This is a genomic window from Microbacterium saperdae (assembly GCF_006716345.1).
Lineage (GTDB): Bacteria > Actinomycetota > Actinomycetes > Actinomycetales > Microbacteriaceae > Microbacterium > Microbacterium saperdae.
On sequence record NZ_VFOX01000002.1, the window covers coordinates 172749 to 198542 of the forward strand.

Annotated in this window: 24 protein-coding genes; 13 read left to right on the forward strand and 11 right to left on the reverse strand. The window is 69.4% G+C overall.

The genetic code is table 11. The annotated features are described in order from the left end of the window. Positions 1–23: 23 nt before the first annotated feature. Entirely contained in the window at positions 24–1094 is a 1071-nt protein-coding gene (locus FB560_RS15420; protein WP_170198179.1) for an LLM class flavin-dependent oxidoreductase, read from the reverse strand. A 220-nt stretch (positions 1095–1314) separates the two neighbouring features. Here FB560_RS15420 and FB560_RS15425 point away from each other — a divergent pair, with 220 nt between their 5' ends. Genes FB560_RS15425 through FB560_RS15440 form a run of 4 tightly spaced genes read left to right on the forward strand, consistent with a single transcriptional unit; the run spans position 1315 to position 6512 of the window. Further along, entirely contained in the window at positions 1315–2910 is a 1596-nt protein-coding gene (locus FB560_RS15425; protein ID WP_141873413.1) for an ABC transporter substrate-binding protein, read from the forward strand. A gap of 9 nt (positions 2911–2919) precedes the next feature. Next, positions 2920–3873: an ABC transporter permease gene (locus FB560_RS15430; protein ID WP_141873414.1), complete on the forward strand. Its 954-nt coding sequence runs from the start codon at positions 2920–2922 to the stop codon at positions 3871–3873. Between the two features lie 3 nt (positions 3874–3876). Further along, a complete protein-coding gene (locus FB560_RS15435; RefSeq protein ID WP_141873415.1) occupies positions 3877–4776 on the forward strand; it encodes an ABC transporter permease in 900 nt (299 codons plus the stop codon). Beyond that, positions 4773–6512, forward strand: coding sequence for a dipeptide ABC transporter ATP-binding protein (locus FB560_RS15440; RefSeq protein ID WP_141873416.1), 1740 nt, complete (start codon positions 4773–4775; stop codon positions 6510–6512). Before FB560_RS15435 ends, FB560_RS15440 begins: the two co-directional genes overlap by 4 nt. A gap of 87 nt (positions 6513–6599) precedes the next feature. On the opposite strand, the gene FB560_RS15445 is transcribed toward FB560_RS15440, so the two are convergent. Both FB560_RS15445 and FB560_RS15450 read right to left on the reverse strand, forming a co-directional pair. Then, positions 6600–7610, reverse strand: coding sequence for an LLM class flavin-dependent oxidoreductase (locus tag FB560_RS15445; protein ID WP_141873417.1), 1011 nt, complete (start codon positions 7608–7610; stop codon positions 6600–6602). Beyond that, positions 7610–8899 carry an NtaA/DmoA family FMN-dependent monooxygenase gene (locus FB560_RS15450; RefSeq protein ID WP_141873418.1) on the reverse strand — a complete coding sequence of 430 codons (1290 nt, stop codon included), beginning with the start codon at positions 8897–8899 and terminating at the stop codon, positions 7610–7612. Before FB560_RS15450 ends, FB560_RS15445 begins: the two co-directional genes overlap by 1 nt. A gap of 223 nt (positions 8900–9122) precedes the next feature. On the opposite strand from FB560_RS15450, the gene FB560_RS15455 reads away from it, so the two are divergent. From FB560_RS15455 to FB560_RS15490, 9 genes are all read left to right on the forward strand, one after another. Further along, positions 9123–10133 carry an LLM class oxidoreductase gene (locus tag FB560_RS15455; protein ID WP_141873419.1) on the forward strand — a complete coding sequence of 337 codons (1011 nt, stop codon included), beginning with the start codon at positions 9123–9125 and terminating at the stop codon, positions 10131–10133. Beyond that, positions 10130–11509, forward strand: a complete 1380-nt coding sequence (locus FB560_RS15460; RefSeq protein WP_141873420.1) for an O-acetylhomoserine aminocarboxypropyltransferase/cysteine synthase family protein — start codon at positions 10130–10132, stop codon at positions 11507–11509. The genes FB560_RS15455 and FB560_RS15460 overlap by 4 nt, the downstream gene beginning before the upstream one ends. Positions 11510–11675: 166 nt before the next feature. After that, positions 11676–12689: a GNAT family N-acetyltransferase gene (locus FB560_RS15465; RefSeq protein WP_141873421.1), complete on the forward strand. Its 1014-nt coding sequence runs from the start codon at positions 11676–11678 to the stop codon at positions 12687–12689. A 193-nt stretch (positions 12690–12882) separates the two neighbouring features. Continuing rightward, the gene (locus FB560_RS15470; RefSeq protein WP_141873422.1) at positions 12883–14676 is read left to right on the forward strand and encodes an ABC transporter substrate-binding protein; all 1794 of its coding nucleotides are present in this window, start codon (positions 12883–12885) and stop codon (positions 14674–14676) included. A gap of 64 nt (positions 14677–14740) precedes the next feature. Then, entirely contained in the window at positions 14741–15928 is a 1188-nt protein-coding gene (locus tag FB560_RS15475) for an ATP-binding cassette domain-containing protein (protein WP_211350001.1), read from the forward strand. Further along, positions 15832–16368 carry an ATP-binding cassette domain-containing protein gene (locus FB560_RS21065; RefSeq protein WP_211350010.1) on the forward strand — a complete coding sequence of 179 codons (537 nt, stop codon included), beginning with the start codon at positions 15832–15834 and terminating at the stop codon, positions 16366–16368. The genes FB560_RS15475 and FB560_RS21065 overlap by 97 nt, the downstream gene beginning before the upstream one ends. After that, entirely contained in the window at positions 16365–17327 is a 963-nt protein-coding gene (locus FB560_RS15480; protein WP_141873423.1) for an ABC transporter permease, read from the forward strand. Before FB560_RS21065 ends, FB560_RS15480 begins: the two co-directional genes overlap by 4 nt. Before the next feature lie 5 nt (positions 17328–17332). Beyond that, positions 17333–18325 carry an ABC transporter permease gene (locus FB560_RS15485; protein ID WP_141873424.1) on the forward strand — a complete coding sequence of 331 codons (993 nt, stop codon included), beginning with the start codon at positions 17333–17335 and terminating at the stop codon, positions 18323–18325. A 127-nt stretch (positions 18326–18452) separates the two neighbouring features. Further along, the gene (locus FB560_RS15490) at positions 18453–19289 is read left to right on the forward strand and encodes an alpha/beta hydrolase (protein WP_141873425.1); all 837 of its coding nucleotides are present in this window, start codon (positions 18453–18455) and stop codon (positions 19287–19289) included. Between the two features lie 133 nt (positions 19290–19422). On the opposite strand, the gene FB560_RS15495 is transcribed toward FB560_RS15490, so the two are convergent. From FB560_RS15495 to FB560_RS15530, 8 genes are all read right to left on the reverse strand, one after another. After that, positions 19423–20112, reverse strand: coding sequence for an endonuclease domain-containing protein (locus FB560_RS15495; RefSeq protein WP_233444109.1), 690 nt, complete (start codon positions 20110–20112; stop codon positions 19423–19425). A gap of 418 nt (positions 20113–20530) precedes the next feature. Next, a complete protein-coding gene (gene rpsN / locus FB560_RS15500) occupies positions 20531–20836 on the reverse strand; it encodes a 30S ribosomal protein S14 (protein WP_017829734.1) in 306 nt (101 codons plus the stop codon). 3 nt (positions 20837–20839) lie between these two features. Continuing rightward, positions 20840–21010: a 50S ribosomal protein L33 gene (rpmG, locus tag FB560_RS15505; protein WP_017203558.1), complete on the reverse strand. Its 171-nt coding sequence runs from the start codon at positions 21008–21010 to the stop codon at positions 20840–20842. Then, complete coding sequence (gene rpmB, locus FB560_RS15510) at positions 21010–21246, reverse strand: 50S ribosomal protein L28 (RefSeq protein ID WP_141873427.1); 237 nt, start codon at positions 21244–21246, stop codon at positions 21010–21012. Before rpmB ends, rpmG begins: the two co-directional genes overlap by 1 nt. A gap of 135 nt (positions 21247–21381) precedes the next feature. After that, the gene (locus FB560_RS15515; RefSeq protein WP_141873428.1) at positions 21382–22125 is read right to left on the reverse strand and encodes a DNA-3-methyladenine glycosylase; all 744 of its coding nucleotides are present in this window, start codon (positions 22123–22125) and stop codon (positions 21382–21384) included. A gap of 1 nt (position 22126) precedes the next feature. Next, on the reverse strand, positions 22127–23995 hold the full coding sequence (locus FB560_RS15520; RefSeq protein ID WP_229672857.1) for a hypothetical protein: 1869 nt from the start codon (positions 23993–23995) through the stop codon (positions 22127–22129). Further along, positions 23985–24776 carry a TIGR03943 family putative permease subunit gene (locus FB560_RS15525; RefSeq protein WP_141873429.1) on the reverse strand — a complete coding sequence of 264 codons (792 nt, stop codon included), beginning with the start codon at positions 24774–24776 and terminating at the stop codon, positions 23985–23987. Before FB560_RS15525 ends, FB560_RS15520 begins: the two co-directional genes overlap by 11 nt. Next, on the reverse strand, positions 24769–25788 hold the full coding sequence (locus FB560_RS15530) for a permease (protein WP_141873430.1): 1020 nt from the start codon (positions 25786–25788) through the stop codon (positions 24769–24771). The genes FB560_RS15525 and FB560_RS15530 overlap by 8 nt, the downstream gene beginning before the upstream one ends. Between the last annotated feature and the right edge of the window lie 6 nt (positions 25789–25794).

Consider the following 25794-nt stretch of genomic DNA (forward strand, 5'->3'; position numbering starts at 1 on the left):
GACCGCCCCGCCCTCGGCCGGGATCAGCCCCGCGTCCAGCCGAGGGCCGGGGCGATCTCGGTGACGAGCTGTGCGATACGCCGCAGATCGACGTCCGTCGCCGGTGTGACGTCGCCCGCGGCCGGGTACAGGCTGAGGATGGCGTGGAAGTCGGTCGCGACATCGGCGATACCGACATCCGCACGCAGCTGATCGACGACATCCGGCAGCGCCCCGTAGCGCGTCACACGCGCCAGGTACTCCGCTGTGGTCAGGTCGCCGAGCTCCGGCGCGAAGGTCCTGATCCGCTCCTGATGCGCCGCGAGCCCCTCGCGCACCTCGTCCTCGATCGCGGCCCGCGAGTCTCCCGTGTAGACGAAGCGGCCGGCCGAGATCCGACGACGCACCTCCGCGTGCCCCGCTGCGGCGAAGGCCTGCGCGTAGGCATCGATCTTCGCGCGCTGGAAGGCAGGCGTGTCACTGAACGTGCCCGTGAGCAGCCGCACGCCGCGACGCCCCGCCTCGGCCGCGCGTTCCACCGTGCCGGCCGCCACCCAGACCCGGTCCCGCAGATCGCCCGCCGCCGGCACCAGTGAGGGCCCGCCGGCCTCGCCCGTCAGCGATGCTCCCTCGAGAGCCTCGAGGAGGCGTGAGAGGTGCGCATCGAACGCACGGCGGCGCCCCTCGCTCGATCCGTCCCGCCCGAACGCGCGGTAGGCGGGCTCCGAGCCGCCACCCGCCCCGACCCCGAGTTCGAGCCGCCCACCCGAGAGCAGATCCGTGACGACGGCATCCTCCGCGAGCCGCAGCGGATCCTCCAGGGGGAGCACCACGATCGCCGTTCCCAGGCGGATCCGGCTGGTCCGCTCCGCTGCGGCGGCGAGCAGGGGGAACGGCGACGGCAGCCGACCGCTGGAGGGGTCGACGTGGTGCTGTCCGACCCAGAACGTGTCGACGCCCAGCTCGTCGGCGGCCACGATCGCGTCGAGGAGGCGCGCATACACCTCGCGGATGTCCTGCCCCGTGCGCCCATGCACCTGGGAGAAGACGCCCAGTCGCCGGATGCGCGGCTCAGCGACGCCGCGGGCGGCGGTGGACTGCTCGGTGATCGTCATGCTTCCTCCCTCGCCGGGGGCGCCGAAAGTGCCGCCTCGGATGGCCCTCATCCTCCTCGCGAGCCCCTCGACGGCCGCGTGTGAGTCGTTCCGCGACGGATCACTACGTTCTGTAACGCGGTCTCGGCGCGCGTCGCGCGACCCGGCTTTACTGGGCCGATCCCGAACGACGCGTGGCCTGCATCCGCCGTCGTGACCCGCACGAGAGGACCACACAGACATGCGATTCAGAAGAGGGGCGGCTGTCGGCGCGATCGCCGTGATCGCCGCCCTCGTCATCAGCGGCTGCAGCACCAACGGCCCGGCCGACCAGAACGGCGGAACGGGCGAACCGGTCGCGGGAGGGGACTTCGTCTCGGCGCTGTACCTCGAACCGCTGGCACTCGACCCCCATCGCCAGGGCTACTGGGAGACCTACCGCGTCTCGCGCAACCTGTTCGAGGGACTCACCAAGGAGGACACGTCGGGAGAGACCGACCCGACCGAGATCCTCCCGAGCCTCGCGACCGAGTGGAGCGTCGACGACTCCGGCACCGTGTGGGACTTCACGCTGCGCGACGACGCGACCTTCCACGACGGCACCCCGTTCGACGCCGAGGCGCTCGACAAGAACGTGCGCCGCATCAGCGATGAGAGCTACGAGTTCTACGACGAGAAGAGCGCGGCGAACCTCGCCGTGTGGTTCGGCGGGCTGATCTCGGGCGAGGTCGTCGACGACACCCACTACCGCTTCACGTTCGACAAGCCGTTCCTCGGTTTCCCCCGCATCCTCGCGCAGTCGATGGCCACGCTGAACATCGGCAACCCGGCGGTCTGGGAGGAGTACGGCAACGACGGATTCGCCGAGCACCCCGACGGCACCGGCCCGTACACCTTCGTGTCGCGCACGACCGGCGACCGGATCGTGCTGGAGAAGAACGAGGACTACTGGGGCGACGAGCCGAATCTCGACTCGCTCACGTTCCGGATCATCCCGAACAACCAGACGCGACTCGCGGCGCTGCTCAGCGGCGAGGTCGACCAGATCAGCTACGTGCAGCCCGACGACGTCGACACCCTCGAGGAGCAGGGCTTCCAGGTGCCGGAAGGCACGGGCGCATCCCTCCTCTACCTGTCGTTCAACTTCCGCAACCCCGACATCAAGGACGAGCGCGTGCGTCAGGCGCTCATCCACGGTCTGGACCGCGAGAAGCTGACCGCCGAGGTCTACAACGGGTACGCCCAGCCGCAGTACTCCTTCCAGCCTCCGGGCAACGAGGCGTACGACCCCGAGGCGCGCGACTTCGAGTACGACCCGGAGAAGGCCGAGGAGCTGCTCGCCGAGGCGGGCTACACCGCCGACAAGCCGCTGTCGTTCACGATCGTGATCGACGTCGCGAACCAGAATGCCGCCGAGTGGCTGCAGGCCCAGTACAAGGAGATCGGCGTCGAGACCGAGATCGTCTCGCTGGACCGCACGAGCTACATCGCCCGCGCGTACTCCGACGCCGAGCCGACCGATGGCCTGACGTTCGACGAGTACGGCGGATCGTATGCCGAATGGCTCTACCAGGGGTACAACGGCCTCACCGCCAAGGGACTCGACACCGCGGACTTCCCGGAGATCTCGGCAGCGCTCGACGCCGCTCTCACGACGGACGACGAGAGCCAGCGCATCCCGCTCTGGCAGGCGGCAGAGAAGCTCGTGCGCGAGAACGCGGTCGTCATCCCGATCGCGAACCTCACGCGCTACTACGCGCTGAGCCCCGATGTCGAGGGCTTCGTCTGGCCGGCGACCAACTGGTACGACCTGACCTCGGTCTGGATCGACGGGTAGTCATCGCCCATGGGTACGCTCAAGCACGTCCTCCTGCGTCTGGTCAACCTCGTCCCGGTCCTCCTGATCGTGTCGGTGCTGACGTTCGCGATCGGCCACCTCACGCAGGGTGACCCGATCGAGGCCCAGTACGCGCGTACCCACACCCCGGAGCAGATCGAGGCCATCCGCGTCGCGTACGGCCTCGATCTGCCCCTGTGGGAGCAGTACCTGCGGTGGCTGCGGAGCCTGTTCGTCGAAGGCGGTGGCCTGTCGATCGTGCAGAACCAGCCGGTGTTCGCCATCCTGTGGCCGAACTTCCTCAACACGCTGATCCTCACGGCCGCCGGCGTGGTGGTGTGCGCCGTGTTCGGCATCCTGATCGGCACGCTCGCCGGCACCGGCCACGGCCGCCTGATCGATCGGGCGTCGATGTTCATCGTGCAGGTCGGCAGCAACCTCTCCGTCTACTGGTTCGGGCTGGTGCTGATCTGGATCTTCGCGCTGCAGCTGCAGTGGCTCCCCGTGAGCGGCATGTACTCGCGCCGCGGCGGCGGCTTCGGCGACCTGCTTCTGCATCTGATCCTCCCCAGCATCTCGGCCGCGCTGATCTCGATGCTCGTGCTCGCACGCTTCACCCGCATCGGCATCATCCAGGAGCGGCAGTCGGACCACTTCCGCACCTTCCGTTCGCAGGGCATCGGACCGATCCGCCTGTACGGGCGTCACGTCGGCCGCAACATCCTGCCGCCCGTCGTCAACATCATCGGGCTCGAGATCGGCACCCTCATCACCGGCGTCGTCTTCGTGGAGTCGGTGTTCAACTGGCCGGGCATCGGCACCCAGGTGCTCAACGCCGTCAACGGCAAGGACTATCCCCTGATCCAGGGCGGGGTGGTGCTCGTCGCCCTCTGCTACCTGGTGGTGAACCTGGCGACCGACGTCACCGTCGATGTGCTGAACCCCCGATTGAAGAGGACCTGACCGATGGTGCTGCAGACCGCGAAGGGCGAGGCGCTCACGATCGTCCGCGGGCCCCGTGCGCGCAGGCGCCGCTCGAGCAGGCGCATCCACGGCCAGCTGGCCCTCGCCGTGGCGCTCCTGGTCCTCATCGTCGGTGCCACGCTGCTGGCGCCGTGGATCGCCCCTCATGATCCGCTCGCCGCCGACGGCGCGCTGAAATACCTGCCCGTCGGATCACCCGATCACCTGCTCGGCACCGACGAGCAGGGGCGCGACATCCTCAGCAGACTCCTCTACGGCGGACAGACCTCCCTGCTCATCGCGATCGCCGCCGTGGCGGCCTCCACGGTCCTCGGCTCGGTGCTCGCGCTGATCGCCGGCTTCTCCAACGACAACATCGCCGGCGTGATCATGCGCACGATCGACATCCTGTTCGCATTCCCCGTGATCATCGCGGCCGTCGCGCTCGCCGCGATCCTCGGCCCGGGCACGACCGTGGTGATCGCCGCGATCGTGTTCTCCGCGACGCCGTATGTGGCGCGCATCGTGTTCGCCGAGGTGAAGCTGCAACGCGGGAAGGACTACGTCGAAGCAGCACTCTCGCTGGGCGCCGGGTTCTGGTCGGTGCTGTTCCGCGAGGTGCTGCCCAACGTCGCGGCCCCGATCTTCATCTACGCCAGCGGCCTGGTCGGCATCATGATCGTCTTCTCCTCGAGCCTGTCGGCGCTCGGGATCGGCGTGCAACCGCCGACACCCGACTGGGGGCGCATGATCTCGGAAGGTGCCAAGGTCATCATCTCGGGCAACATCGTGCCCGCTCTGCTCCCCGGACTGGTCGTGCTGCTGGTCGCACTCGCCTTCAACTGGCTGGGCGACGGGCTGCGCGACGTGCTCGACCCGCATCGACGGAGGATCCGCTCATGACCGATCTGCTCTCCCCTCCCGCGACCGCCGCCGACCGCGCGGAGTCCGCACCGCCCGCGTTGCGTATCGCCGACCTCGCCGTGGAGTTCGGCGAAGGTGATCACGCGACCCGCGTCGTCGACGGCGTCACGCTGGAGCTTCATGCCGGACGCACCTTCGCGCTCGTCGGGGAGTCGGGTTCCGGAAAGTCCATCACCGCCTCGACCGTGCTCGGGCTGCTCCCCCGTGATGCGCACGTCGTCTCGGGATCGATCACGGTCGGCGGCGAGGAGATCGCCGGGGCGAGCGAGGCCCGGCTGCGACGGTACCGCGGTTCGCACGTGGGCATGATCTTCCAGAATCCGCTCGCATCCCTGGACCCGTCCTTCCGCATCGGCAGTCAGCTCCGCGAGATCATCGCGCATCACCGCCCCGACACGCGCAGGCCGCAGCAGGACGACATCGCGCTGACCTGGCTCGAGAACGTCGGGATCACGGATGCCGAGCGCGTGCTGAAGTCGTATCCGCACGAGCTGTCAGGCGGCATGCGCCAGCGCGTGATGATCGCGCTCGCGAGCCTGTCGCAGCCGGCGGTGCTGATCGCCGACGAGCCGACCACCGCACTCGACGCGGTCATCCAGAAGCAGATCCTCGACCTGCTGCAGACCGTGGTGAAGGAATCCGGTGGCGCGCTGCTGATCATCACCCACGACTTCGGTGTCGTGTCCTACGTCGCCGACGACATCGCCGTGATGAAGGACGGGCGGATCGTCGAGACCGGCGAACGGCGAGTCGTGCTGCAGAACCCGCAGCACGACTACACCCGTACCCTCATCGCGGCGGTGCCGGGGATCGGCGCGCGCTTCCCGCTGGAGGCGGCCGGTCTGCCCGTGCGGCTCGGTGCGGCGGTGGAGGCCGGAACGGATGCCGTGTCGCCGCGCACGGCCGTGGAACCGGCGGATGCCCCGCCGACCCTGCTCCGGCTGGACGGAGTGAGTCGAGAGTTCCACGTCGGAGGGATCGGCACGGGTGTCACCCGCCGCGTCTTCCGCGCGGTCGACGACGTGAGCTTCGACGTCGCACGTGGAGAGGTGTTCGGGCTCATCGGCGCCTCGGGTTCGGGCAAGTCCACGCTCGCGCGGGTGATCGGCGGTCTGCTGCCGGCGACGGGCGGACGGGTGGAGTTCGACGGCGTCGATCTGACGGCCGCATCCGCGAATCGGGTGCGTGCGCTGCGGCCGCGGTTCCAGTTCATCTTCCAGGACGCGAGCAGCTCGTTGAACCCCCGCATCCCGGTGGGCGAACAGATCGCGCGACCGGTGCGGCGCTTCGGCAAGGCCACGGGAGCGAGCGAGGCCCGCGCCACGGTCGCCCGCGTGCTCGACCTCGTGGGGCTTCCGGCCGACTATGCCCGCCGGTATCCGCATGAACTGTCGGGCGGGCAGCGGCAGCGCATCGGCATCGCGCGGGCCCTCGCCCTCGAGCCGGAGCTGCTCATCCTCGACGAGCCGACCTCGGCGCTCGACGTGTCGACCCAGGCGACGATCATCAACCTGCTGCTCGATCTGCGCGAGCAGCTCGACCTCACCTATCTGTTCATCGGACACAACCTCAGCATCATCGAGTTCGTGTGCGACCGGATCGGCGTGCTCGACGCCGGGCGCCTGGTCGACCTGTTCCCCGCACGGGAGCTGTTCTCCGACGAGCGCGACCAGGTCACCCGCACGCTGCTCGACGCGATCCTGCCGGTGGAGTGAGGCGGCAGCATCCGCTCGGCATCCGCTCGGCATCCTGGAATGAAGGAGTTCTCGTGGAATGAAGGACCCCACGAGACAGGAGCTCCTTCATTCCACGAGAACTCCTTCAGAACGAACGGCGACGAGCGCGTCGACCTGGGCACGGGATGCCGTGGCGCTGAAGGTCGACTGCACAGCGGAGTTGGCCACGACATCTGTCGCGAGCGCGACCACCGGGTCTGCGGCGAGCGCCGCCTGCGCGTCGTCGGCGGATCCGTAGATCGCGCCGACCGCGTCGAGATAGTCCTCCAGCCCGAGTCCGCGGAGCCGATCGTTCCCGCTCACGCTCGCCCGGTCGGCGAGGAGCGGCAGCCGCGGCCCGAGGATCGGTTCGAGCTCGGCGAGCACAGCATCCCGCGACACCCCCAGGTACACGAAGCGGAACACCCCGATGCGGGGCAGGTCGTCGGGCCCCGTCGACGAGTAGGCGTCGAGATAGGCCTCGACCTTCGGCAGCTGCCCGTCGACGACGGAATCGAAGAAGGCGCCGACCTGGATGCCCTGGCCCAGCCTCCCGGCGGAACGAGCCCGGTCGAGCGAGGTCACCGCCTGCCACACGCGCCGGTGCAGGTCGGGGACGTGCGGCTGGATGATCGCCGGGGAGCTGTCCGAGACCGGTCGCCCGGCGAGGATGTCGTTGAGCCGCGCGATCTTCTCGTCGAAGAGGCGATGGCGGTCGGCGGAGTCGTGTCCGAAGGCCGAGAAGGCGCCGAGGTTCGCGCCTCCCGTGCCGACGCCGAGCTGCACGCGGCCGCCGGAGAGCACGTCGAGCGTGCCGGCATCCTCCGCCAGGCGGATCGGATCCTCCAGCGGCAGTGTGACGATCCCGGTGCCGAGATCGATGCGCGAGGTCCTGGCCACCGCGGCCGTGAGCAGCACGAGCGGAGAGGGCACGGGACCCGGGGTGTTCGTGAAGTGATGCTGCCCGATCCAGACGGCATCGATCCCGCTCTGCTCCGCATATGCGACGACGTCGAGCACATCCTCGTACAGCCGCGCGGTGGCCGGGACCGAGCGGTCCTCGAGCCCCAGGTTCAGCGCGAGCCCGAACCTCGGCATCAGGCGGGCTGCCCGACGGATGACGCGGCACGGAAGTGGTCGCGGAGCGTCTCGGTCTCGTACTCGTGCCGATACAGGCCGCGCTTGCGGAGCAGCGGCACCACCTCCTCGGCGATGACCTCCAGCCCGTCGATCAGCCGGTCGGGCTGCAGGTTGAAGCCGTCGATCGCTCCGGAGCGGTACCAGTCCTCGATGCGGTCGACGAGCTGTTCCGGGGTGCCGGCGAACCCGGCGTGCCCGGATCCGACGTAGCGCGTCTCGCGCAGGTACTCGCGCACGGTCGGACGCGTCTGTCGGATGCGCTCGAAGATCGACTGCCGGAAGCCGATGCTGCCACCGAACGTCGTCGGGTCGATCTCGCCCTCCAGCAGCTCGTCGGGGAAGCGCTCGTCCAGGGGCAGCGTCGAGACGTCGAAGCCGATCGACTGCGAGAGCCACTGCGTGGAGTACTCGATCGGGCCGAGCTCGTGCAGCTCGTCGCTGCGACGCCGCGCTTCCTCCTCGGTGCTGCCGAGCGTGAGCAGCAGCCCGGGCAGGATCTTCACGTCGTCGGCGGCACGCCCGAACCGCGCGGCGTGCGCCTTGACCTCGCGATAGTGCTCGATCGCGCCCTCCTTCGTGAGTTCGGCGGCGAACACGCCGTCGGCGACGCGGCCGGCCAGCTCACGCCCCTGCGGGGAGCCTCCCGCCTGGAAGATGATCGGACGCCCCTGCGGCGACGCCGGCACCGTGAGGCGACCTTCCACATCGAAGTGCGCCCCGTGATGGCGGATGTCGGCGCCGTCGCGCGCGGAATCCCACAGCGCGGTGACCAGATCGACGAACTCGCTGCCGCGTGCATAGCGCTCCTCCCGGCCGAGGAGCCCGTCGAGACCGAAGTTCGCCGCCGCCTGCGCATGCCGCGAGGTCACGACGTTCCATCCGGCACGTCCACCCGAGACGACGTCGAACGACAGCAGGCGCTGCGCGAGTTCCCACGGGTCGTTGAAGGTCGTCGAGGCCGTGGCGATGAGGCCGACGCGTTCCGTCGAGCGGGCGACGTGCGCCCACGCGACGGTGGGGTCGAGCCGCACGTTGTTGGCGTCGTTGGCCGGGTTCCCGAGCGCGGCCCCGTCGGCGAGGAAGATCGCGTCCAGCGTGCCCTTCTCGGCGAGAGCCCCGATCCGCGCCCAGTACGCCGGGTCGAGCGGCGCATCCTGCCCCAGCAGATCCGTCTGCCAGGCGGCGGGGAGGTACCCGAGCACGAGCACATTGACACCGAGGATGACGTGGCCGGCGCGATCGGACATCGAGGACTCCTGTTCTCCTCCGGCGGCTGCGCACCCGCGTGCGGCGGTCCGATCCGGAGGTGCCCGTCACATTAGGGGAGGCGTTCGGACCCCCGGGTCGGCGGCGACACATTCCTCAACACGCGGTCATGCAGGTACTCGCAGCGTCGCGTGCGGCCCTGTTTGTTTCGACCCGTGACGGACGGGAGGGGCCGCCGCGGGTCCTCCCTTTAGCGTGACGTGCGTGACCCGAACCGAGGAGGACCCCGTGAGCGAGAACCCCGAACAGCGACGCCGACTCGCCGTCGCCCTCACCGGAGCGCAGGTGCTGGATGCCGTGCAGACACCGGAGCTGTGGCGCCGGTTGCACGACACGGGTGTCGCCTACGTCGTCATCGGGATCGACCGTCTCGTGGACGACGCCGCCTGGGACGGCCCGGGCATCGACGGCTCGATCGCCGCGACCTACCTCGCCGACGACACGACGGGCGCCACTCTCATCACGGCCGCCGCCCACCGCGATCACCCCTACAACCTCGCCCGTCGCGTCGCGTCCAGCGATCACCTCAGCGGTGGTCGCACCGGCGTGCTGCTCGGACGCCGCGACGTGCTCGCTCCCGATGACCGCGGTGAGGCACGGGCCTGGAGCGGCGCACGACTCACCGACGGGGGTCCGCTCGCCCCCGCCACGACCCGCAACGCCGCCGAGGCTCTGCGGGCGCTGTGGCTGAGCTGGCCCGCCGACACCATCGTCGCCGACCGGGAGACCGGCATCTACGCCCTGTCCGACCGCATCCTCCAGGTCTCCCACACCGGTGTCTTCGCCAGCGCCGGGCCGCTCACCGTGCCCACCACCGCGCAGGGCGCTCCGGTACTCGCCTGGTACGCGGCCGATGCCGCCGACCTCGCCGCGGCGGAGGGCGTCGCCGAACTCCTGATCATCTCCGATGCCCTCGCCGCAGCCGGCGAGATCGCCGACGCGTGGACGCTGTCGACCGTCGACCTCGACGCTGGTTCGCTCACCGAGCTCGTGCTCAGCGAGACCGTGCGCGAAGCGGCGGGCGACGTCGTGATCCGCACGACGGCTCCGCTCGCGCGCATCGTCGAGACCCTGGAGCAGGCGCGCCGACAGGATGCGTTCCCCGCGGTCACCGGCACCACCCTCCGGGAGCGGCTCGGCATCGATGCGCCCCTGGCGCTGGAGATCTCCGACGACATCGTGCCCGCTTTCGCCGCGGCCCGGGCCACGCGATGAGCCTCGCGCCGGGCGAACAGGCGGCAGGCATCGACGAGACGGCGGCGGGCGCTCCCCGCGTCATCCCGGCGCGCTACGACTGGCGTGGATTCGGGTTCGAGACGCGCCAGATCCACTCGGGCGAGCTGCCGGAACCGGGCCACGGCTCCCGCGTGACGCCCATCCACCTCTCCAACGCCTTCCGCTTCGACGACTTCCAGCAGACGTGGGATCGCTTCGCCGGCGTCGAAGACGGGCAGCTGTATTCGCGGCACCTCAACCCCACGAACCAGGTCGCCGAGCGTCGGATCGCCGACCTCGAAGGCGGCACCGGCGCGATCGCCGTCGGCTCCGGCACGGCCGCGATCAGCTCGGCGCTGCTCGGACTGCTGGAGTCGGGCGACCACTTCCTCTCCACCGCGAGCATCTACAGCGGCACGCAGGTGCTGTTCGATCGCGCACTCGGACGCCTCGGCATCGAGGTCGACTACGTCTGGGACTGGCGCGACCGCGACGAGTGGGAGCGCCTGATCCGGCCGTCGACCAAGGCGATCTTCACCGAGACGATCCCGAACCCGAAGAACGACATCACCGACATCGCGGCGATCGCCGAGATCGCGCATGATCACGGCATCCCGCTGGTGGTCGACAACACGGTCGCGACGCCGTACCTCATCCGCCCGATCGAGCACGGAGCCGACATCGTCGTGCACTCCTCGACCAAGTTCCTCGGCGGCCACGGCGCCGGGCTCTCGGGACTCATCGTCGACGGCGGCCGCTTCGACTGGGCCGCGACCTCGCGGCACTACGGTCTGCTCACCGACCGGCAGAAGCCCGAGGTGCCGTCGTTCCTCGAACGGTTCGGCACCGAGCACGCCTTCGAGCGCTATCTGCGTCTGACCGCGGTGAACGACTTCGGTCCCGCGCTGTCGTCGTTCAACGGCTTCCTCCTGCAGCAGGGACTGGAGACGCTGTCGGTGCGGATGGATCGGCACGTCGACAATGCCCGCGCCCTGGCCGGGTGGCTGGACGAGCATCCGGTCGTGCGCAGCGTGGACTACGCAGGGCTGCCTTCGAGCCCGGACCATGCGCTCGCCGAGCGGCTGTACGGTGGCCGCACCGGATCGGTCTTCGCGTTCACGGTGCCGGGCGGCCTGGAAGGGGCGCGCACCCTGATCGACAATCTGCAGGTGTTCTCCCGCATGACCAACATCGGCGACACCCGTTCCCTCGCGATCAACCCCGCGACCACGACGCATCTGTCGTTCTCGCCGGAGCGGCGTGAACGCCTGGGCATCGACCCCGGGCTGATCCGTCTCTCGGTCGGTCTGGAGACGCTCGACGACCTCATCACCGACCTCGACGGCGCCCTCGGGGCGGTGGCCGCGCGCCTCTGAGTCGTGCGTTCGGCTCCCGTGCAGATGTCGGAGGATGACGCTCCACGACGCCGGACGACACTCCGCTACGGGCGGTGTCACTCGGGATGACGGGGGAGCGCGGCGATGCGCACACTGATGGTCCAGGGCGGCGGATACCGGATCGCCCTCATCCCCGGAGGTGCGTATGACCACGACAGCACAGACCACGGCGGACCTCTCCGTGAGACGGTCCGATCAGGCGGCGCCGACCGCTGCGCTCGTGCCGTACACGGATCGGCTGCTCGACGACCTGGTCGACTTCCACGCGCGCACGCTGCTGCCGGGCGGGCGCAAGTTCCCCACCTCGGATGTCGGCGTCGGAGACGGCATCGCCGGCCACGTGCCCGGCACCGCTGTCGTGCTCCGCGCCGGGCACGAGATCGCCGGGTACGCCGCGTTGTTCGCACCGCAGGTTCCCGGAGCGCCCGGCTGGCACGCGAATGTCGTCCACGCGCGCGAGATCTCGGATGGCTCCGCCGGGCTGCTGTGGAGCCACATCGTCGAGGCCTTCCACCTGCACCGGCCGCACGCCGCAGGGGTCGGCCACCTGCGGGTGTTCGAGTCGCGGGCCCATGATGCGGCGCTGCGTGCGGCCGCCGCGCACGGATTCACCGAGGAGCGCCGGTTCCACGCACGTCGTCGCCCGCTCACCCCGGCGGATCGGAAGGCACCCGAGACGCCGGGCCTGACCACGATCGGCTGGGACGAGGTGTTCGACCTCGGGCTCACCGAGCAGGTGCGCCACGTGCAGTACGTCTCGTTCCTCGAGCACTTCGGCGGACTGAGCAAGTCGCCCAGCGCCTGGGAGCATCACCTGCGCGGACCGATCTTCGCACCGGAGCTCTCGGTGGCCGTGCTGGCGGACGACCAGGCGGTGCCGACGGTCGTCGGCGCCCTGCTCGCCTCCCGCTACACGGATGACAGCAGCGGCGTGCGGGAGAGCCAGGCCCATGCCGACTACATCGGCGTGCTGCCCGAGTGGCGGCGGCGCGGCGTGGCCGAAGCGGCCATCCGGGCCCACCTGTCGCGGGCCGTCGAGCGCGGCTACGCGGCCGCCTCGCTCGGTGTCGACACCGTCAACGACGCTGCGAACCGCGTGTACCACCGCCTCGGATACGAGATCAGCGGCGGCTCCGCGGCGTTCCGCCTCGACGCCTGACACCGCTCTCGCCCACTGCTGCCGGCTGCGGGGATATCCCCGCATGGCGGTGCGTGACGAACCGAGACGGGCTGTGTCGCGCCGTGTCATCCACGACGCGCGGCCACCCGCGCTTCTTCCACACTGACCGCAGAACCCGCGCTCGCGGGGCCCGACACCTGCGCCCATCCCGGCGCCACCCCCTGGAGAACTCATGACCCTGCCCTCACGCCCCCGTCGGCGACTGGTGGCCGGCGCCCTCATCGGCGTCGTCGCCGTCGCCCTCGCCGCCTGCTCGACCGCGGGCGGTCCCGCCGCGGACACCGACCTCACCGACGTCGACAGCGCCACTCCCGGCGGCACGCTCGACATCGTCGCCGTCGGTGACTTCTCGGCGCTCGACCCGCTCAACGCCTACGCCGTCGACGACTGGGGCCTGCTCCGTGCGACGCAGCGCCAGCTGGTGACCTACCCCGGCAGCGCCGAGTCCATCGCGGCCGACACCGAACTCGTCCCCGACCTCGCCGAGAGCTGGGAGGTCAGCGACGACCGGCTCACCTACACGTTCACCCTGAAGGACGGGATCTCGTACCGCGGCTCCACCGACCGTGCGATCACGGCCGAGGACTTCGTCTACCAGATCAAGCGCTTCCCCGACCCGAACAAGCAGGTCGCGGCGATCAACTACTTCAACAGCGCCATCGTGGGCTTCGAGGAGTTCGCCGCCGGATTCCAGGAGATCGCTCCCGGTGACCTGGCCGCGGCGAAGGAGTACCAGGACACGCACGACATCGAGGGCGTGAAGGCGCTCGACGACAAGACGCTGCAGTTCACCCTCACGCAGCCGGCCTACGACTTCCTCGGCATCCTGTCGATGGGCTTCGTCTCGCCGCAGCCCGAGGAGATCGTGTCGCAGTACGTCGGCGACTCACTCGAGTACCGCCAGAACATCGCCTCGTCCGGCGCCTACGCGGTGACCGAGTACGTGCCGAACCAGAAGGTGGTGCTCGAGAAGGATCCCGAGTACGACGGCAGCACCGATCCCCGCCACAACTTCGTCGACAGGATCGTCGTCGACACCACCGCCGACTCCGCAGCGACCGCGCTGCAGCGCATCGAGACCGGAGACGCGGACCTCGCACTGAACGTCGACATCCCGCCGATCTCGACGATCCAGCAGTACGTGTCGCAGAAGAGTCCGTACATCTTCTCGTCGCCGTCCGGCTCGCTGAGCTCGATCGGCTTCAACTTCCGTGAGCCGCAGAGCCCCGGCCAGGAGGCCATCCAGGACATCCGTGTCCGCCAGGCGATCGCCTACGCGGTGAACAAGGAGAACCTGGTGCAGAACCGTGGCGGTGAGGCGACGGGCAGCCCCAGCGGCCAGATCATCACCAGCACGCTGCTGGGATACGAGAAGTTCGACCCGTACGCCACCGAGGGAAGCCGCGGAGACGTCGACAAGGCCAAGGAGCTGCTCACCGAGGCCGGATACCCCGACGGTGTCACGCTGAACGTCGCGTACCGCACCAACGAGGATGCCGAGAAGGAGGCGACCACGCTGCAGGAGGATCTCGCCGCCGCGGGGATCACGCTGAACCTGCTGCCGGTCCCGCCCGCCGACTTCCACGCGTTCCTCCAGGACGATTCCCGCTCCGCGCAGTGGGACATCATCGCGAACCTGGTCTACGCGCCGGACTGGCAGGGCGACTCGACCCGCATGATCCTCGGCGGCTGGCTGAACTCGGACGCTGCACCCTGCGGCGCCGGCAACGTGTACGGCATCTGCTACGACAATCCGGAGCTCAACGCGCTCGCCTCCGAAGCCTTCGCCTCGGAGGACCCGGGTCCCATCTGGGCCGAGGCCGACAAGGTGGCATCGACCGATCTCGCCTGGGTGCCGGTGTACGAGCGCAACCGCATCGTCATCGTGAGCGACGACGTGACCTACTTCCAGTGGTCCAACCTCGCCACGGGCGCCGACCCGACAGGTCTCGCCGTCCGGCAGTGACCGAGAGGGGCGGCGGCCTGCACACCGCCGCCCCTCTCCCCCCTCCGTTCCGAAAGGGAATCCCATGAGCGTGTTCGAACTCGACGACCTCCGTGTCGGCTTCACGGCAGGACGAGCCGTCACCGAGGTCGTCCACGGCGTCTCCCTCGCGGTGGACCAGGGTCGCACCCTCGCGATCGTCGGAGAGTCGGGCTCGGGCAAGTCGGTCTCCTTGCTCGCTGCGACCGGTCTGCTCTCTCCCCGGGCACGGGTCAGCGGCAGTGCACGATACGCCGGACGCGAGCTCGTCGGGCTGGCGGATCCGCAGCTGCGCACGGTGCGCGGACGCGACATCGGGTTCGTGTTCCAGGAGCCTTTGACGAGCCTGCATCCGCTCAAGAGCATCGGGGCGCAGGTCGCCGAGGCGATCTCCTCCCACGAGCGGATCTCCTCTCGTGTCCTTCGCGATCGCGTCGTGGAGCTGCTCGAAGAGGTCGGCATCCGCGATGCGGCTTCACGGCTCGACGACCCTCCAGCCCTGTTCTCGGGCGGTCAACGTCAGCGCATCGGCATCGCCTCGGCGATCGCGTTGCGCCCTGGTCTGCTGATCGCGGATGAACCCACCACGGCGCTGGATGTCACGATGCAGGCGTCCATCCTCGAATTGCTCGGCCGCCTGCAGCGCGAGCACGGCACGGCGATCGTGTTCGTCAGCCACGACCTCGCCGTGGTCTCCGATTTCGCGGACGATGTGGTCGTGATGCGCGACGGCCACGTCGTGGAGTCCGGTCGCCTCGCCGACGTGCTCGACGCGCCGGCGCATCCCTACACGGCTGAACTGCTCGCCGCAGCGGAGCACCGGTTGCCGGTCGCGCCTCCATCCGGCGCGATCACGGACGAGCCGATCGCCGAGCTCCGCGCCGTGAGCCAGACGTATGTGTCCCGCGTGCGGGGGAGGAAGCGCTCCCGACCGGTGCTGCACGACATCGACCTCCCCGTGCGCACCGGCGAGATCCTCGGGTTGGTCGGCGAGTCCGGATCCGGGAAGTCGACGATCGGCCGCACTCTCGCGGGCGTCGTGCGCATCGACGGCGGCGAGGTCCGTGTCGCGGATGAGGCCGTCAACACACCGGGGCGCGGGCGCCTGCCGCTCACGCTCGCGCAGCGCGCGCGTGTGTGCAGACGATCTTCCAGGACCCGCTGGGCAGCCTCAACCCGCGGCACCGCATCACCGACATCCTCGCCGAGCCCCTGCGCGTGCACCGGCGGGTGACGGCGGATGGCATCAGGGCCGCAGTGGATGACCTGCTCGACGCCGTGCGCCTCCCCCGCACCTTCGCGAACCGGTACCCGGCGCAGCTCTCGGGCGGTCAGCGGCAGCGGGTGGCGATCGCCCGGGCGCTCGCCCTGAATCCCTCGCTGCTCGTCGCCGACGAACCCGTGTCAGCGCTCGACGTCACGACCCAGCGCCAGATCGTCGAACTGCTGCGCGACCTGCGCCTCACCCGCGGCGTCAGCATCCTGTTCATCTCCCATGATCTCGGCATCGTCGCCGAGCTGTGCGACCGCGTGGTCGTGCTCTCCGAGGGGCGCATCGTCGAGACCGGCGACACGGCCGAGGTGTTCCAGAATCCCCAGCACGAGTACACGCGTGCGCTGATCGCCGCGATCCCCGGACGCGGGATCATCGACCCCTCCGAGGTGTCCGCATGAGTCTTCGCATCACCGTCGACCCCGCGCACGCCGGGGAGCACGGCGCCGTATCGCCCGCGACCGAGGGGCCGTGGCGCAGCTTCGCCCGCGCCCTCGCGAAGGAGCGGCTCGTGATCGCCGGAGCCTCGATCGTCGGCGTGGTCGTACTGCTCGCGCTGCTCGCCCCGGTCTTCGTGGCCATCACAGGGCACGGGCCGACCGATCAGTTCCGCGACCAGGCCGTCGACGGCTTCGGCATCCCGGTCGGTCCGAACTCCTCGTTCTGGTTCGGTGCCGACGGGTCGGGCCGTGACGTGTTCATCCGCGCCGTGACCGGCGCCCAGGTGTCGCTCGCGGTCGGCATCCCCGCCACGACGCTGGCACTGCTGGTCGGCACGACGCTGGGCCTGATCGCCGGGTACTTCGGCGGCCGTGCGGATGCCGTGATCTCGCTGCTCATCGACGTGACGCTCTCGTTCCCGTTCCTGGTGACCGCCCTCTGCCTCGTGATCCTGAATCGCGGCGAGAACGGCCAGCCGATCGTCCCGCCGGTCACGGTCGTCGTGGTCGTGATCGCCCTGTTCTCGTGGACGTTCTTCGCCCGCATCGTGCGCGGACAGGTCATCGAACTCCGGCGGCGGCCCTTCGTCGAGGCGGCCGAGGCCGTCGGTGCATCCCGCGCCCGCATCATCCGCCGGGAGATCATCCCGAACGTGCTGCCCATCGCGATCGTCTACTGGGGCGTGCAGCTGCCGCTGAACATCGTGGGTGAGGCGACGCTCTCGTTCCTCGGAGTCGGAGTGGTCCCGCCGACTCCGAGCTGGGGCAACATGATCGCCGACGCCCAGGCATCCGCCCTGTTCCAGAGCCAGCCCTGGATGCTGCTCGGCCCCGGACTCTTCCTCATCGTCACGGTGCTCGGATTCAACCTGCTCAGCTCGGGGCTCCAGAACGCCCTCGATCCCGCTCGGAGTCGCTGACCGCCATGCTCCAGACCTTCTCCCGCACGGGCCGCGCCCTGCTGACGCTCGTCGCCGTGTTCGTGCTCACGTTCCTGCTCACCCGGCTCGCCTACCGCAACCCGGCCCTCACGCTCGCTCCCCGCAACGCCTCGCCCGACACGGTCGCGGCGATCTCCGCCCAGTACCACCTCGACGAACCGTGGTTCGTACAGCTCTGGTACTACCTCGTGCGCGGGCCGGAGATCCAGGGCACCCCGACCGGGCTCGTGAACTGGCCACCGTCGCTCGGCCACTCGTTCGTGCAGTCGCGACCCGTCACCGACCTGATCCTCGAGAAGCTCCCGGTCACGGCATCGCTCGCGATCGGAGCGCTCGTGCTGTGGGTGCTGCTGTCGTTGCTGCTGGGGGTGCTCGCGGCGCGGCGGCCCGGTCGCCTGTTCGATGCCGTCACCTCGGTCGGGGCCTTCATCGGCCTGTCGATCCCGACCTTCCTCGGCGGGGTCCTGCTGTTGTACGTGCTGTACTACCAGCTGTCGCTCGCCGGTATCCGGATCTTCCCCGGCGGCGGCTACGTGCCCCTCACGGAGAACCCCTGGGAGTGGGCGCGGCACCTCGCCCTGCCCTGGCTCACCCTGCTGATCGTCGAGGTCGCCACCTTCCAGCGCGTGGTGCGCTCGAGCATGCTCGAAGTGCTGGGCGCCGACTACATCCGCACCGCCCGGGCCAAGGGCGTGCCCGAACGGCGGGTGCTGTTCGACCACGGCCTGCGCGCGGCGCTCAACCCCGTGATCACGCTCGGCGGCCTGGAGTTCGCCGCGATCCTCGGCGGAGCGATCGTCACCGAGACGATCTTCGGGCTCGACGGCATCGGCCGGGCCGCGTACACGGCGGCGGTCTCGGGCGACTTCCCCGTGATCGTGGGGATCACGCTCTTCAGCGCGGTGGTGTTCGTGGGGGTGAACCTGATCGTGGACCTGATCACCCGGCTCCGGGATCCCTACGGCGCGACGGTCTGAGGCCCGTCGCCTGATGGATCTCGATTTTCGGGAATAGGTTGCGGTAGATAGAACGTTCGGTCTACTATCAGTGCAACGCACTCCCCCTCGGGGCACATCGCCCGGGTCGAACAGAGAGAAGAAGATCATGAGCACCACCGCCAAGACCCCCATCGTCCTCATCCACGGACTCTGGATGACCCCCACCAGCTGGGACACCTGGGCCGAGCGCTTCCGCGCCCAGGGCCATGAGGTCATCGTCCCGGGCTGGCCCGGCATCGACGACCGCACCGTCGCCGACATCCGCCGCGATCCCTCCGCACTCAAGGGCATCGGCCTGAAGCAGATCACCGATCACTACGAGCGCATCATCCGCGCCCTCCCCGTGAAGCCGATCATCATGGGCCACTCCTTCGGTGGCGTCATCACGCAGATGCTCGCCGACCGCGGCCTCGGTGTCGCCTACGTGGGAGTCGCCCCCGGGCAGACCGCCGGCGTCACCGCCCTCCCCCTGTCGACCCTCTGGACCGGCGCCCCGATCCTGTCGAACCCGTTCGGCCGCAACGGCGCGAAGCCGCTGTCGAAGCGCCACTTCCACTTCACCTTCGGCAACGATCTGCCTCGCGCGGCATCCGACGCCCTGTGGGAGGAGTACGCGGTCAACTCGTACAACCGGGTCTTCTTCGAAGGCGTCACATCGGTGCTCGACGAGAAGGGTGGCGTGACACACGTCGACTACGCCCGCACGGACCGCGCCCCGCTGCTGTTGATCGCCGGCGAGATCGACCACGTCGTGCCGCCGACCATCGTGCGCGCGATCGAGAAGAAGTACCGCTCGTCCGGCAGCCCCGCCATCGTCGAACGCAAGGAATACGCCGGCCGCACCCACCGCCTCGTCAGCCAGGACGGCTGGGAGCAGATCGCCGACGACGCCCTCGGCTGGGCCGTCTCGCACGCCACGGCATCCGCCACTCCCGCGGCCTGATGCGCGGTGGCGGTCGGGGCGCGGGTTCGGGCACACGACCAACGTGAAGGAGATCTCACGATATGCAGGAGCGGATGCGGTATTCGCTCCTGCATATCGTGAGATCTCCTTCATTGCGCGCGAGGACAGCCGGTCACGCGAGGTGCTTGCCCTGGGCAACCGCCTCCATGATCACGGCCTGCACGTCATGCCAACGCTCCATGACCTGCTCGTAGCTGAAACGCAAGGGGTGGTAGCCGCGCAGCAGCAGCTGCGCATCGTGCGCGATGTCGCGAGTGCGTTGCGCACCGGTGTGTGTCGCCCCGTCTATCTGGACGACCAGCCGCTCCCCGATCAGCAGATCGACCCGCCTGTCGAGGATCCACGCCTGGGGCAGCATCCGAAGCCCCATCCATCGCAGGCGGGAGATGAAGATCGACTCCAACCCGGAGTCGGCGAACGGCCGCGCCCTCGCGAGGATTTCGCGAGCCGGCGCCGGCAGATCAAGGCAGCGGAGCCGCGGCGCGTCGACGAGCCCTTTGTTCATCGCCGACTCCCATATGACCAGCGCCGACTCGAACGGTTGGCATTGTGCGATCAAGACGAGCGCATTCACCAGTCCGTCGACCGTCGCATCCGGCGGACGCGGCATGATCGGTCTGGCCCAATGAACGACGACCTGCGACGGCACCGCGATTCTGGCGGCATTCGGCGAGGCGGCGACATGCAGCGGGAGCTTCTCCGGCACCCACAGTCCCTCCCTCTCCGCCGCCGTGACGCAACTGAGGACGACGCCACGCGCCACCGCTCCGACGACCTGCGGGTCGGCATCCGGCAGCGCCACCCACCCCTGACGCACCGTCCGGATCTCGCCCCGCTCCTTCGAACGCCGGAGTGAATACGCGCTCACCCCGGATTCTCGAAGGGCGCTCACGCGCGCGACTCCCCCACGATGATGCAGTTCTCCGACAGGATCCATCGAATGATGATGGCGCGACGACGAAGCGCGACGGCCCCTCGTCGCGGTGAGTGTGCAGAGGTACTTCTTCGCACTCTGACGTGCAGGCGAAGTGGCACCCGCGACTCCCCCGCACGTTATGACGGAGATCGCTCGAAATGAAGGAGCGAATTCCCCCACGCGCCCTTCATCGCCGGAGATCTCCTTCGCGCCGCGAGGCTCGACCCGCGGCAACACCCACCCCGGGTACGCGAAAGGGGCGAGGATCCGAAGATCCTCGCCCCTTTCGACTGTCTGCTGAGACTTACCAGCTGGACTTGGTCACGCCGGGCAGCTCGCCACGGTGTGCCATGTCACGGAAGCGGACACGCGAGATGCCGAACTTCGTGAGGACACCGCGGGGGCGGCCGTCGATGACGTCGCGCGAACGCACGCGAGCCGGCGACGCGTTGCGCGGCAGCTTCTGCAGGCCGACACGTGCGGCCTCGCGGGCCTCGTCGGTGGCGTTCGGGTCGACCAGGGTCTTCTTCAGCTCTGCGCGACGCTCTGCGTAACGCTCGACGATGACCTTGCGCTGCTCGTTGCGAGCGATCTTGCTCTTCTTAGCCATTGATCAACGCTCCTCTCGGAATTCGACGTGCTGACGGATGACCGGGTCGTACTTCTTGAGCACGAGGCGGTCGGGGGTGTTGCGGCGGTTCTTCTTGGTCACGTACGTGTATCCCGTACCTGCCGTGGAACGCAGCTTGATGATCGGACGTACGTCCTGAGCCTTCTTCGCCATTAGAGCTTCACACCCTTCGCGAGGAGGTCCTTGACCACGTTCTCGATACCGCGGACGTCGATCGTCTTGATGCCCTTGGCGGACACGTTGATCGTGATCTTACGACCGAGCGACGGCACGAAATAGGTCTTCTTCTGCACGTTCGGGTCGAAGCGGCGCTTCGTCCGGCGGTGCGAGTGCGAGACGTTGTGACCGAAACCGGGAACAGCTCCGGTCACCTGGCACACTGCTGCCATGATGGTGACTCCTTCTATACCGTGAGGCCGGACGGCCTCACCCAAGATCCCTTGTCTGCGTGCCACAGCCCCCTCGACAAGCGCGAGGACCCGACAGCACACGAACTGCGCACAGGAGTGTGCGCAGACAAGGAGTCAGTTTAGCATGGCCGGAGCAGCGGGCGTGTCGCGCGCCACCCGCGCTGCCTCCGCAGCGCCCCGCCCCCAGCGGAAGGGCGAGACCGTGCGGTCGCCCGGAATCCAGAAGCGCCAGGGGAAGGCATCCGTTCCGGCGATCCCCGCGACACCCACCCGAGGGCCGAAGGCCACGTCTTCCACAGGGGCACCGAGCCAGAGTCCGGCGCGCGCCCCGTGAAGCTCCTCCCCCGTGATCGCGTCGATCCCGTCGTGGAGCGGATGCCGCAGCCCCACCGCCTGACCGAGACGACCGGGTCCGCGGGCCAGGTCGCGCCGCACCGTGGCCCCGAGCGGCGGCGTGGCACCGCGGCGCCGCGCTGCGGCATCCTCGCCGAAGACGACCTCGCCCGCCCGCAGCAGCACACCGTCGCCCTGCCCTTCCGGTCCGCACACCACGTTCACGCAGGAGTGGATGCCGTGACTGAGGTACACGTACAGATGCCCCGGCTCACCCCACATCGTGGCGTTGCGATTCGTGCGGCCCATCCGCGCGTGCGAACCGGGGTCGGCGAGCTCGCCGGTGCCCTGGCCGTGGTACGCCTCGACCTCGGTGATCCGCAGCCGCACCTCGACCGCACCGCCGTCCTGCCCGTCGACGACCGTGCGCAGTTCGGCCCCGAGCAACCGCGGGGCGACCTCGACAGCGGATCCGCTCAGGTCCGCGCGGGCCGCGCGGCGGAGAGCACCGTCGGACCCTGACATGTCAGAACTGCGGAGCCGTCTGGCACCACGACACGTCGAAGCCCGTGAGAGCGACGAGCTCCTTGCCGGTGCGCAGGTCGATCAGGTGCGTCTCCATGTTCTGCGGGAGCGGCAGCAACATCTCGTCGTAGGCGTTGTTCGCCAGATCCGGCGCGATCACGACCGCCGCGTACTGGCCGCTCGGCGACGCGCATGCCTGCAGGATCGAGTCGGTGGACGCGACCTCGACGAGCGGTTCCGCGGTGCCGTCGTCATCGACGCGGATGATCGCCTGTCCGGAGGGGATGCCGTTCTCGTCACGCGCGACGACGTGCCGCAGCGTTCCTCCGGGGAACGGCGTGATGGTGGTCGCCGTGCCGTAGTCCGGATCGGATGCCGCGAGCGGAACCTCCGACCCGTCGGTGAGGTTCAGCTCGACGACGGTGCCGTCGAGGCGCTCCACGATCGCGGTGTAGGTGCCGCGGGAGACACCTTGGATGTTGGCCGCCAGCCCCAGGGACTGCACGCCGGCATCGCTCGAGCGGTCGACGAGAGACAGCGCGCCGTCGAAGTCGATGAACAGCACCGCCGCACTGTCGGGCACGAACTGCCAGGCGAAGACGCTGGCCTCCTTGTCGGCGACCTCGATCACCTGCGGTTCGTCGTCGCCCTGCAGCGACTGGGTGACCAGCACGCTCGCTCGTCCCTCGGTGTCGCTGAGCTCACGGTCGGAATAGCTGTAGCCGACGAGTCCGCCGCGTTCGGACACCTGGACCGCCCGGACGTTGCCGACTCCCGGCAGTTCGAGCTCACGCGGTTCCGAACCGTCGCGGTTCATCACCAGCAGCGTCGACCCCTCCTTCTCCTCGACCGCGACCACGAGCTGGGTGGACGTCGCCCGGAAGTCGTTGATCTTGTCGGCGGAGAAGACGGGGACCGCCTTCTCGCCCGTGAGGTCGGTGCGGAAGATCTTGTCGTCGCCGTCCACATCGCGGCGCAGCAGGAAGATGCTGGCCGGGGGCGTCGTGAAGGTGGTGCTGAGCTCGGTCTTCGGGCCCCCACCGACCCCGACGACGTCGGACACGCGGATCGTGTACTCCGTGTCGTCGTCGAGCGGGACGGTGAAGCGGATGCCGACGCTCCGGCCGGACGCATCGACCGTGAACGGTGCGGCCGGCTCGACCGTGACCTGAGAGGCGTCGATCGCGGCGAGCGACTGGTTAGCGGTGAGGATGACGCGGCTGCCGGAGGACTCGATCGCCTGCGCGGCATCGGACTGCACGTTCGTCACCCGCGGCCCCTGCAGCAGGCTGAGGATGCCGAGCCCCGTGCCGAGCAGGACGAGGACGCCGAGCACGGCGACGAGAGTGAGGACGAAGCGACGCGACGGCAGCGTGCGTGTCGACTGCGCGGAACCGGATTCCGGCGCCGAACGGGATCCGCCCAGGGGCGGGGATACGTCGACCGGCTCAGCCACCGGTGGCTCCGGCTCAGCCACCGAGGTCTCGGGCTCCGCATCGGGAGCTTCGGGCTGCGCCCCCACGATCACGGGCTCAGGAGCGAGAGGGATGGCGGGGACCGCGGTCGCTGCGACATCTTCCCGAGCGGAGGCCTCGAAGGCGGCCATCTTCCGGGCGGCAGCTTCCTGTTCCGCGACCTCCCGGTCACCGGCACGGCGCACAGCCTCCTCACGCGCAGCCGCTTCGCGCGCGGCCGAACCGTCGGAACCGGCATCCGGCGCATCATCACCCTGTGCGCTCTGATCTGACGGCGCGACGGCGCGGCTGATCCGCTCGGCCTCCTCCTGCTCGGCGGCCTCCCGGGCAGCCCGCATCTCTGCACGGGTCTGCGGTACAGCGGGCACTTCGGGGCGATCGTCGTCAGTACTCATACGGGTCTCCGGGCTCGTCGATCGCGACGACGTCGCTCGGCTCGATGTGCAGGGCTCCGTCGGCATCCGCGCGCACGGTTCCGGTGATCTCGACCCACTGGCCGGTCTTGTACTCGCCGGGGTCGACCTCGACGGGGAGCATGGCGGTCTGCGCGTCGATCACGCAGTGCGTGATGACCAGGCGCGTCAGGTTCACGCCGTCCGAGCCGGAACCCGGCGTGACGAAGCCGGTGAGCGTGACGTCGGCACCGTCATAGGCGGCCGTGTTGGTCGCGGTGGCGAACACGCTGGCCCAGTCGCCGATGCCGAAGGTCGTGGTGTCGGCGACGCCGAGCGACACCGTGTCGGCGCCGGCGAACAGGGCTGTCGTCTCCCCCGCCCGTGACATCGCGAGCTCGACCGACAGCGACGCCGGGGGCAGCACGAGGGCCGCAGCGACGACACCCGTCGCGACGACGCCTCCGGTCACCGCGCCGACCGCCGCGAGAGTGCGACGGCGCGACACCGCGGGCGTCGCGTCGCTCTCGGCATCTGCGGCGTCTCCGTGGTCATGACCGTGGTCGCCCTCCGCCCCGATGGGCAGCGTGCACGACCAGATCGCACCCGCGAGGGTCACGAACGCGGCGGCGCATGCGAACCAGACCGATTCCGGGCTGATGTAGAGGGTGAGCCTGCCGGTGAACCCGAGGCCCAGGGTGACGACGGCGATGACCGCGGCGAGGCCGACGCCCAGCCACCGGGAGCCGAGCGCGCGAGCGCGGGAGGACGTCTGCTCAGACAAGGACGTTCACCCCGATCCCGATCGCGAAGGCGGCGGTCACGACGATGCCCACGATGCCGGCGAGCGTGCGACCGGTGAAGGTGGTGCGCATGAGCGCGAGCATCTTGATGTCGACCAGAGGTCCGACCAGCAGGAAGGCGACGAGCGCGCCCGAGGAGAAGGTCGATGCGAACGACAGCGCGAAGAAGGCGTCGACGTTCGAGCAGATCGCGACGGTCATCGCGAGCACCATCATGGCGACGATCGACAGCACCGGATTCGACCCGATCGCCAGCAGCATGTCGCGCGGGATGAGCACCTGCACGGCACCGGCGAGCGCCGAACCGATCACCAGCGCCGGCATCACCGCCCGCAGCTCGACGAGGAACTGCGTCAGGCTGCGCTTCACGGGGGTCCCGTGCTCGTGCGTGACGCGGTCGCAGGTCTCGACGAAGCGCTGCGTGAGCAGGGCGTCGGGCGAGGGGTGACGGCTGTAGATCCAACCGATGAGGTTCGCGATCAGGTAGCCGCCGACCAGGCGGGCGACCAGGATGCCGCCGTCCCAGCCGAAGGCCGCATGAGTGGTGAGGATCACGATCGGGTTCACGATCGGCGCCGCGATCAGGAAGGTGAGCGCTTCGGCCGGAGCGAGTCCGCGCATCATGAGTCCGCGGGCGAACGGCACGTTCCCGCACTCGCACACCGGGATCAGCATGCCGAGCAGCGACAGCACAGCTCTCCGTGCCCAGGCCCGCTTCGGCAACCAGCGCTGGATCGCGTCCGGCGGCAGCCACACCTGCACGACGATCGACAGGATCACACCCAGGATCACGAAGGGCAGCGCCTCGATCAGCACGCTGAGCGCGAGGGTCAGACCGTCCTGCGCGCGCGTCGGCAACGATGCGGGGAACAGCGTCGGGAGGAACTGGTCGATCAGGAACAGCGCCGCGATGACGACCGCTCCGAGTCCGACACCGATCCAGGGCGAACGCGGGGATGCGGCGGGACGATGCGAATGACCGGAATGCGACACCCCAGG

Excerpts from the sequence above, each read along its gene's own strand:
- FB560_RS15490 (WP_141873425.1), top strand. The coding sequence starts at position 18,453 with ATGAGCACCACCGCCAAGACCCCCATCGTCCTCATCCACGGACTCTGG.
- FB560_RS15480 (WP_141873423.1), top strand. The coding sequence starts at position 16,365 with ATGAGTCTTCGCATCACCGTCGACCCCGCGCACGCCGGGGAGCACGGC.
- FB560_RS15520 (WP_229672857.1), bottom strand. The coding sequence starts at position 23,995 with ATGAGTACTGACGACGATCGCCCCGAAGTGCCCGCTGTACCGCAGACC.
- FB560_RS15450 (WP_141873418.1), bottom strand. The coding sequence starts at position 8,899 with ATGTCCGATCGCGCCGGCCACGTCATCCTCGGTGTCAATGTGCTCGTG.
- FB560_RS15435 (WP_141873415.1), top strand. The coding sequence starts at position 3,877 with ATGGTGCTGCAGACCGCGAAGGGCGAGGCGCTCACGATCGTCCGCGGG.
- FB560_RS15465 (WP_141873421.1), top strand. The coding sequence starts at position 11,676 with ATGACCACGACAGCACAGACCACGGCGGACCTCTCCGTGAGACGGTCC.
- FB560_RS15440 (WP_141873416.1), top strand. The coding sequence starts at position 4,773 with ATGACCGATCTGCTCTCCCCTCCCGCGACCGCCGCCGACCGCGCGGAG.
- FB560_RS15470 (WP_141873422.1), top strand. The coding sequence starts at position 12,883 with ATGACCCTGCCCTCACGCCCCCGTCGGCGACTGGTGGCCGGCGCCCTC.
- FB560_RS15460 (WP_141873420.1), top strand. The coding sequence starts at position 10,130 with ATGAGCCTCGCGCCGGGCGAACAGGCGGCAGGCATCGACGAGACGGCG.
- FB560_RS15425 (WP_141873413.1), top strand. The coding sequence starts at position 1,315 with ATGCGATTCAGAAGAGGGGCGGCTGTCGGCGCGATCGCCGTGATCGCC.
- FB560_RS15475 (WP_211350001.1), top strand. The coding sequence starts at position 14,741 with ATGAGCGTGTTCGAACTCGACGACCTCCGTGTCGGCTTCACGGCAGGA.
- rpmG (WP_017203558.1), bottom strand. The coding sequence starts at position 21,010 with ATGGCGAAGAAGGCTCAGGACGTACGTCCGATCATCAAGCTGCGTTCC.
- rpsN (WP_017829734.1), bottom strand. The coding sequence starts at position 20,836 with ATGGCTAAGAAGAGCAAGATCGCTCGCAACGAGCAGCGCAAGGTCATC.
- FB560_RS15515 (WP_141873428.1), bottom strand. The coding sequence starts at position 22,125 with ATGTCAGGGTCCGACGGTGCTCTCCGCCGCGCGGCCCGCGCGGACCTG.
- FB560_RS15430 (WP_141873414.1), top strand. The coding sequence starts at position 2,920 with ATGGGTACGCTCAAGCACGTCCTCCTGCGTCTGGTCAACCTCGTCCCG.
- FB560_RS15445 (WP_141873417.1), bottom strand. The coding sequence starts at position 7,610 with ATGCCGAGGTTCGGGCTCGCGCTGAACCTGGGGCTCGAGGACCGCTCG.
- FB560_RS15485 (WP_141873424.1), top strand. The coding sequence starts at position 17,333 with ATGCTCCAGACCTTCTCCCGCACGGGCCGCGCCCTGCTGACGCTCGTC.
- rpmB (WP_141873427.1), bottom strand. The coding sequence starts at position 21,246 with ATGGCAGCAGTGTGCCAGGTGACCGGAGCTGTTCCCGGTTTCGGTCAC.
- FB560_RS15420 (WP_170198179.1), bottom strand. The coding sequence starts at position 1,094 with ATGACGATCACCGAGCAGTCCACCGCCGCCCGCGGCGTCGCTGAGCCG.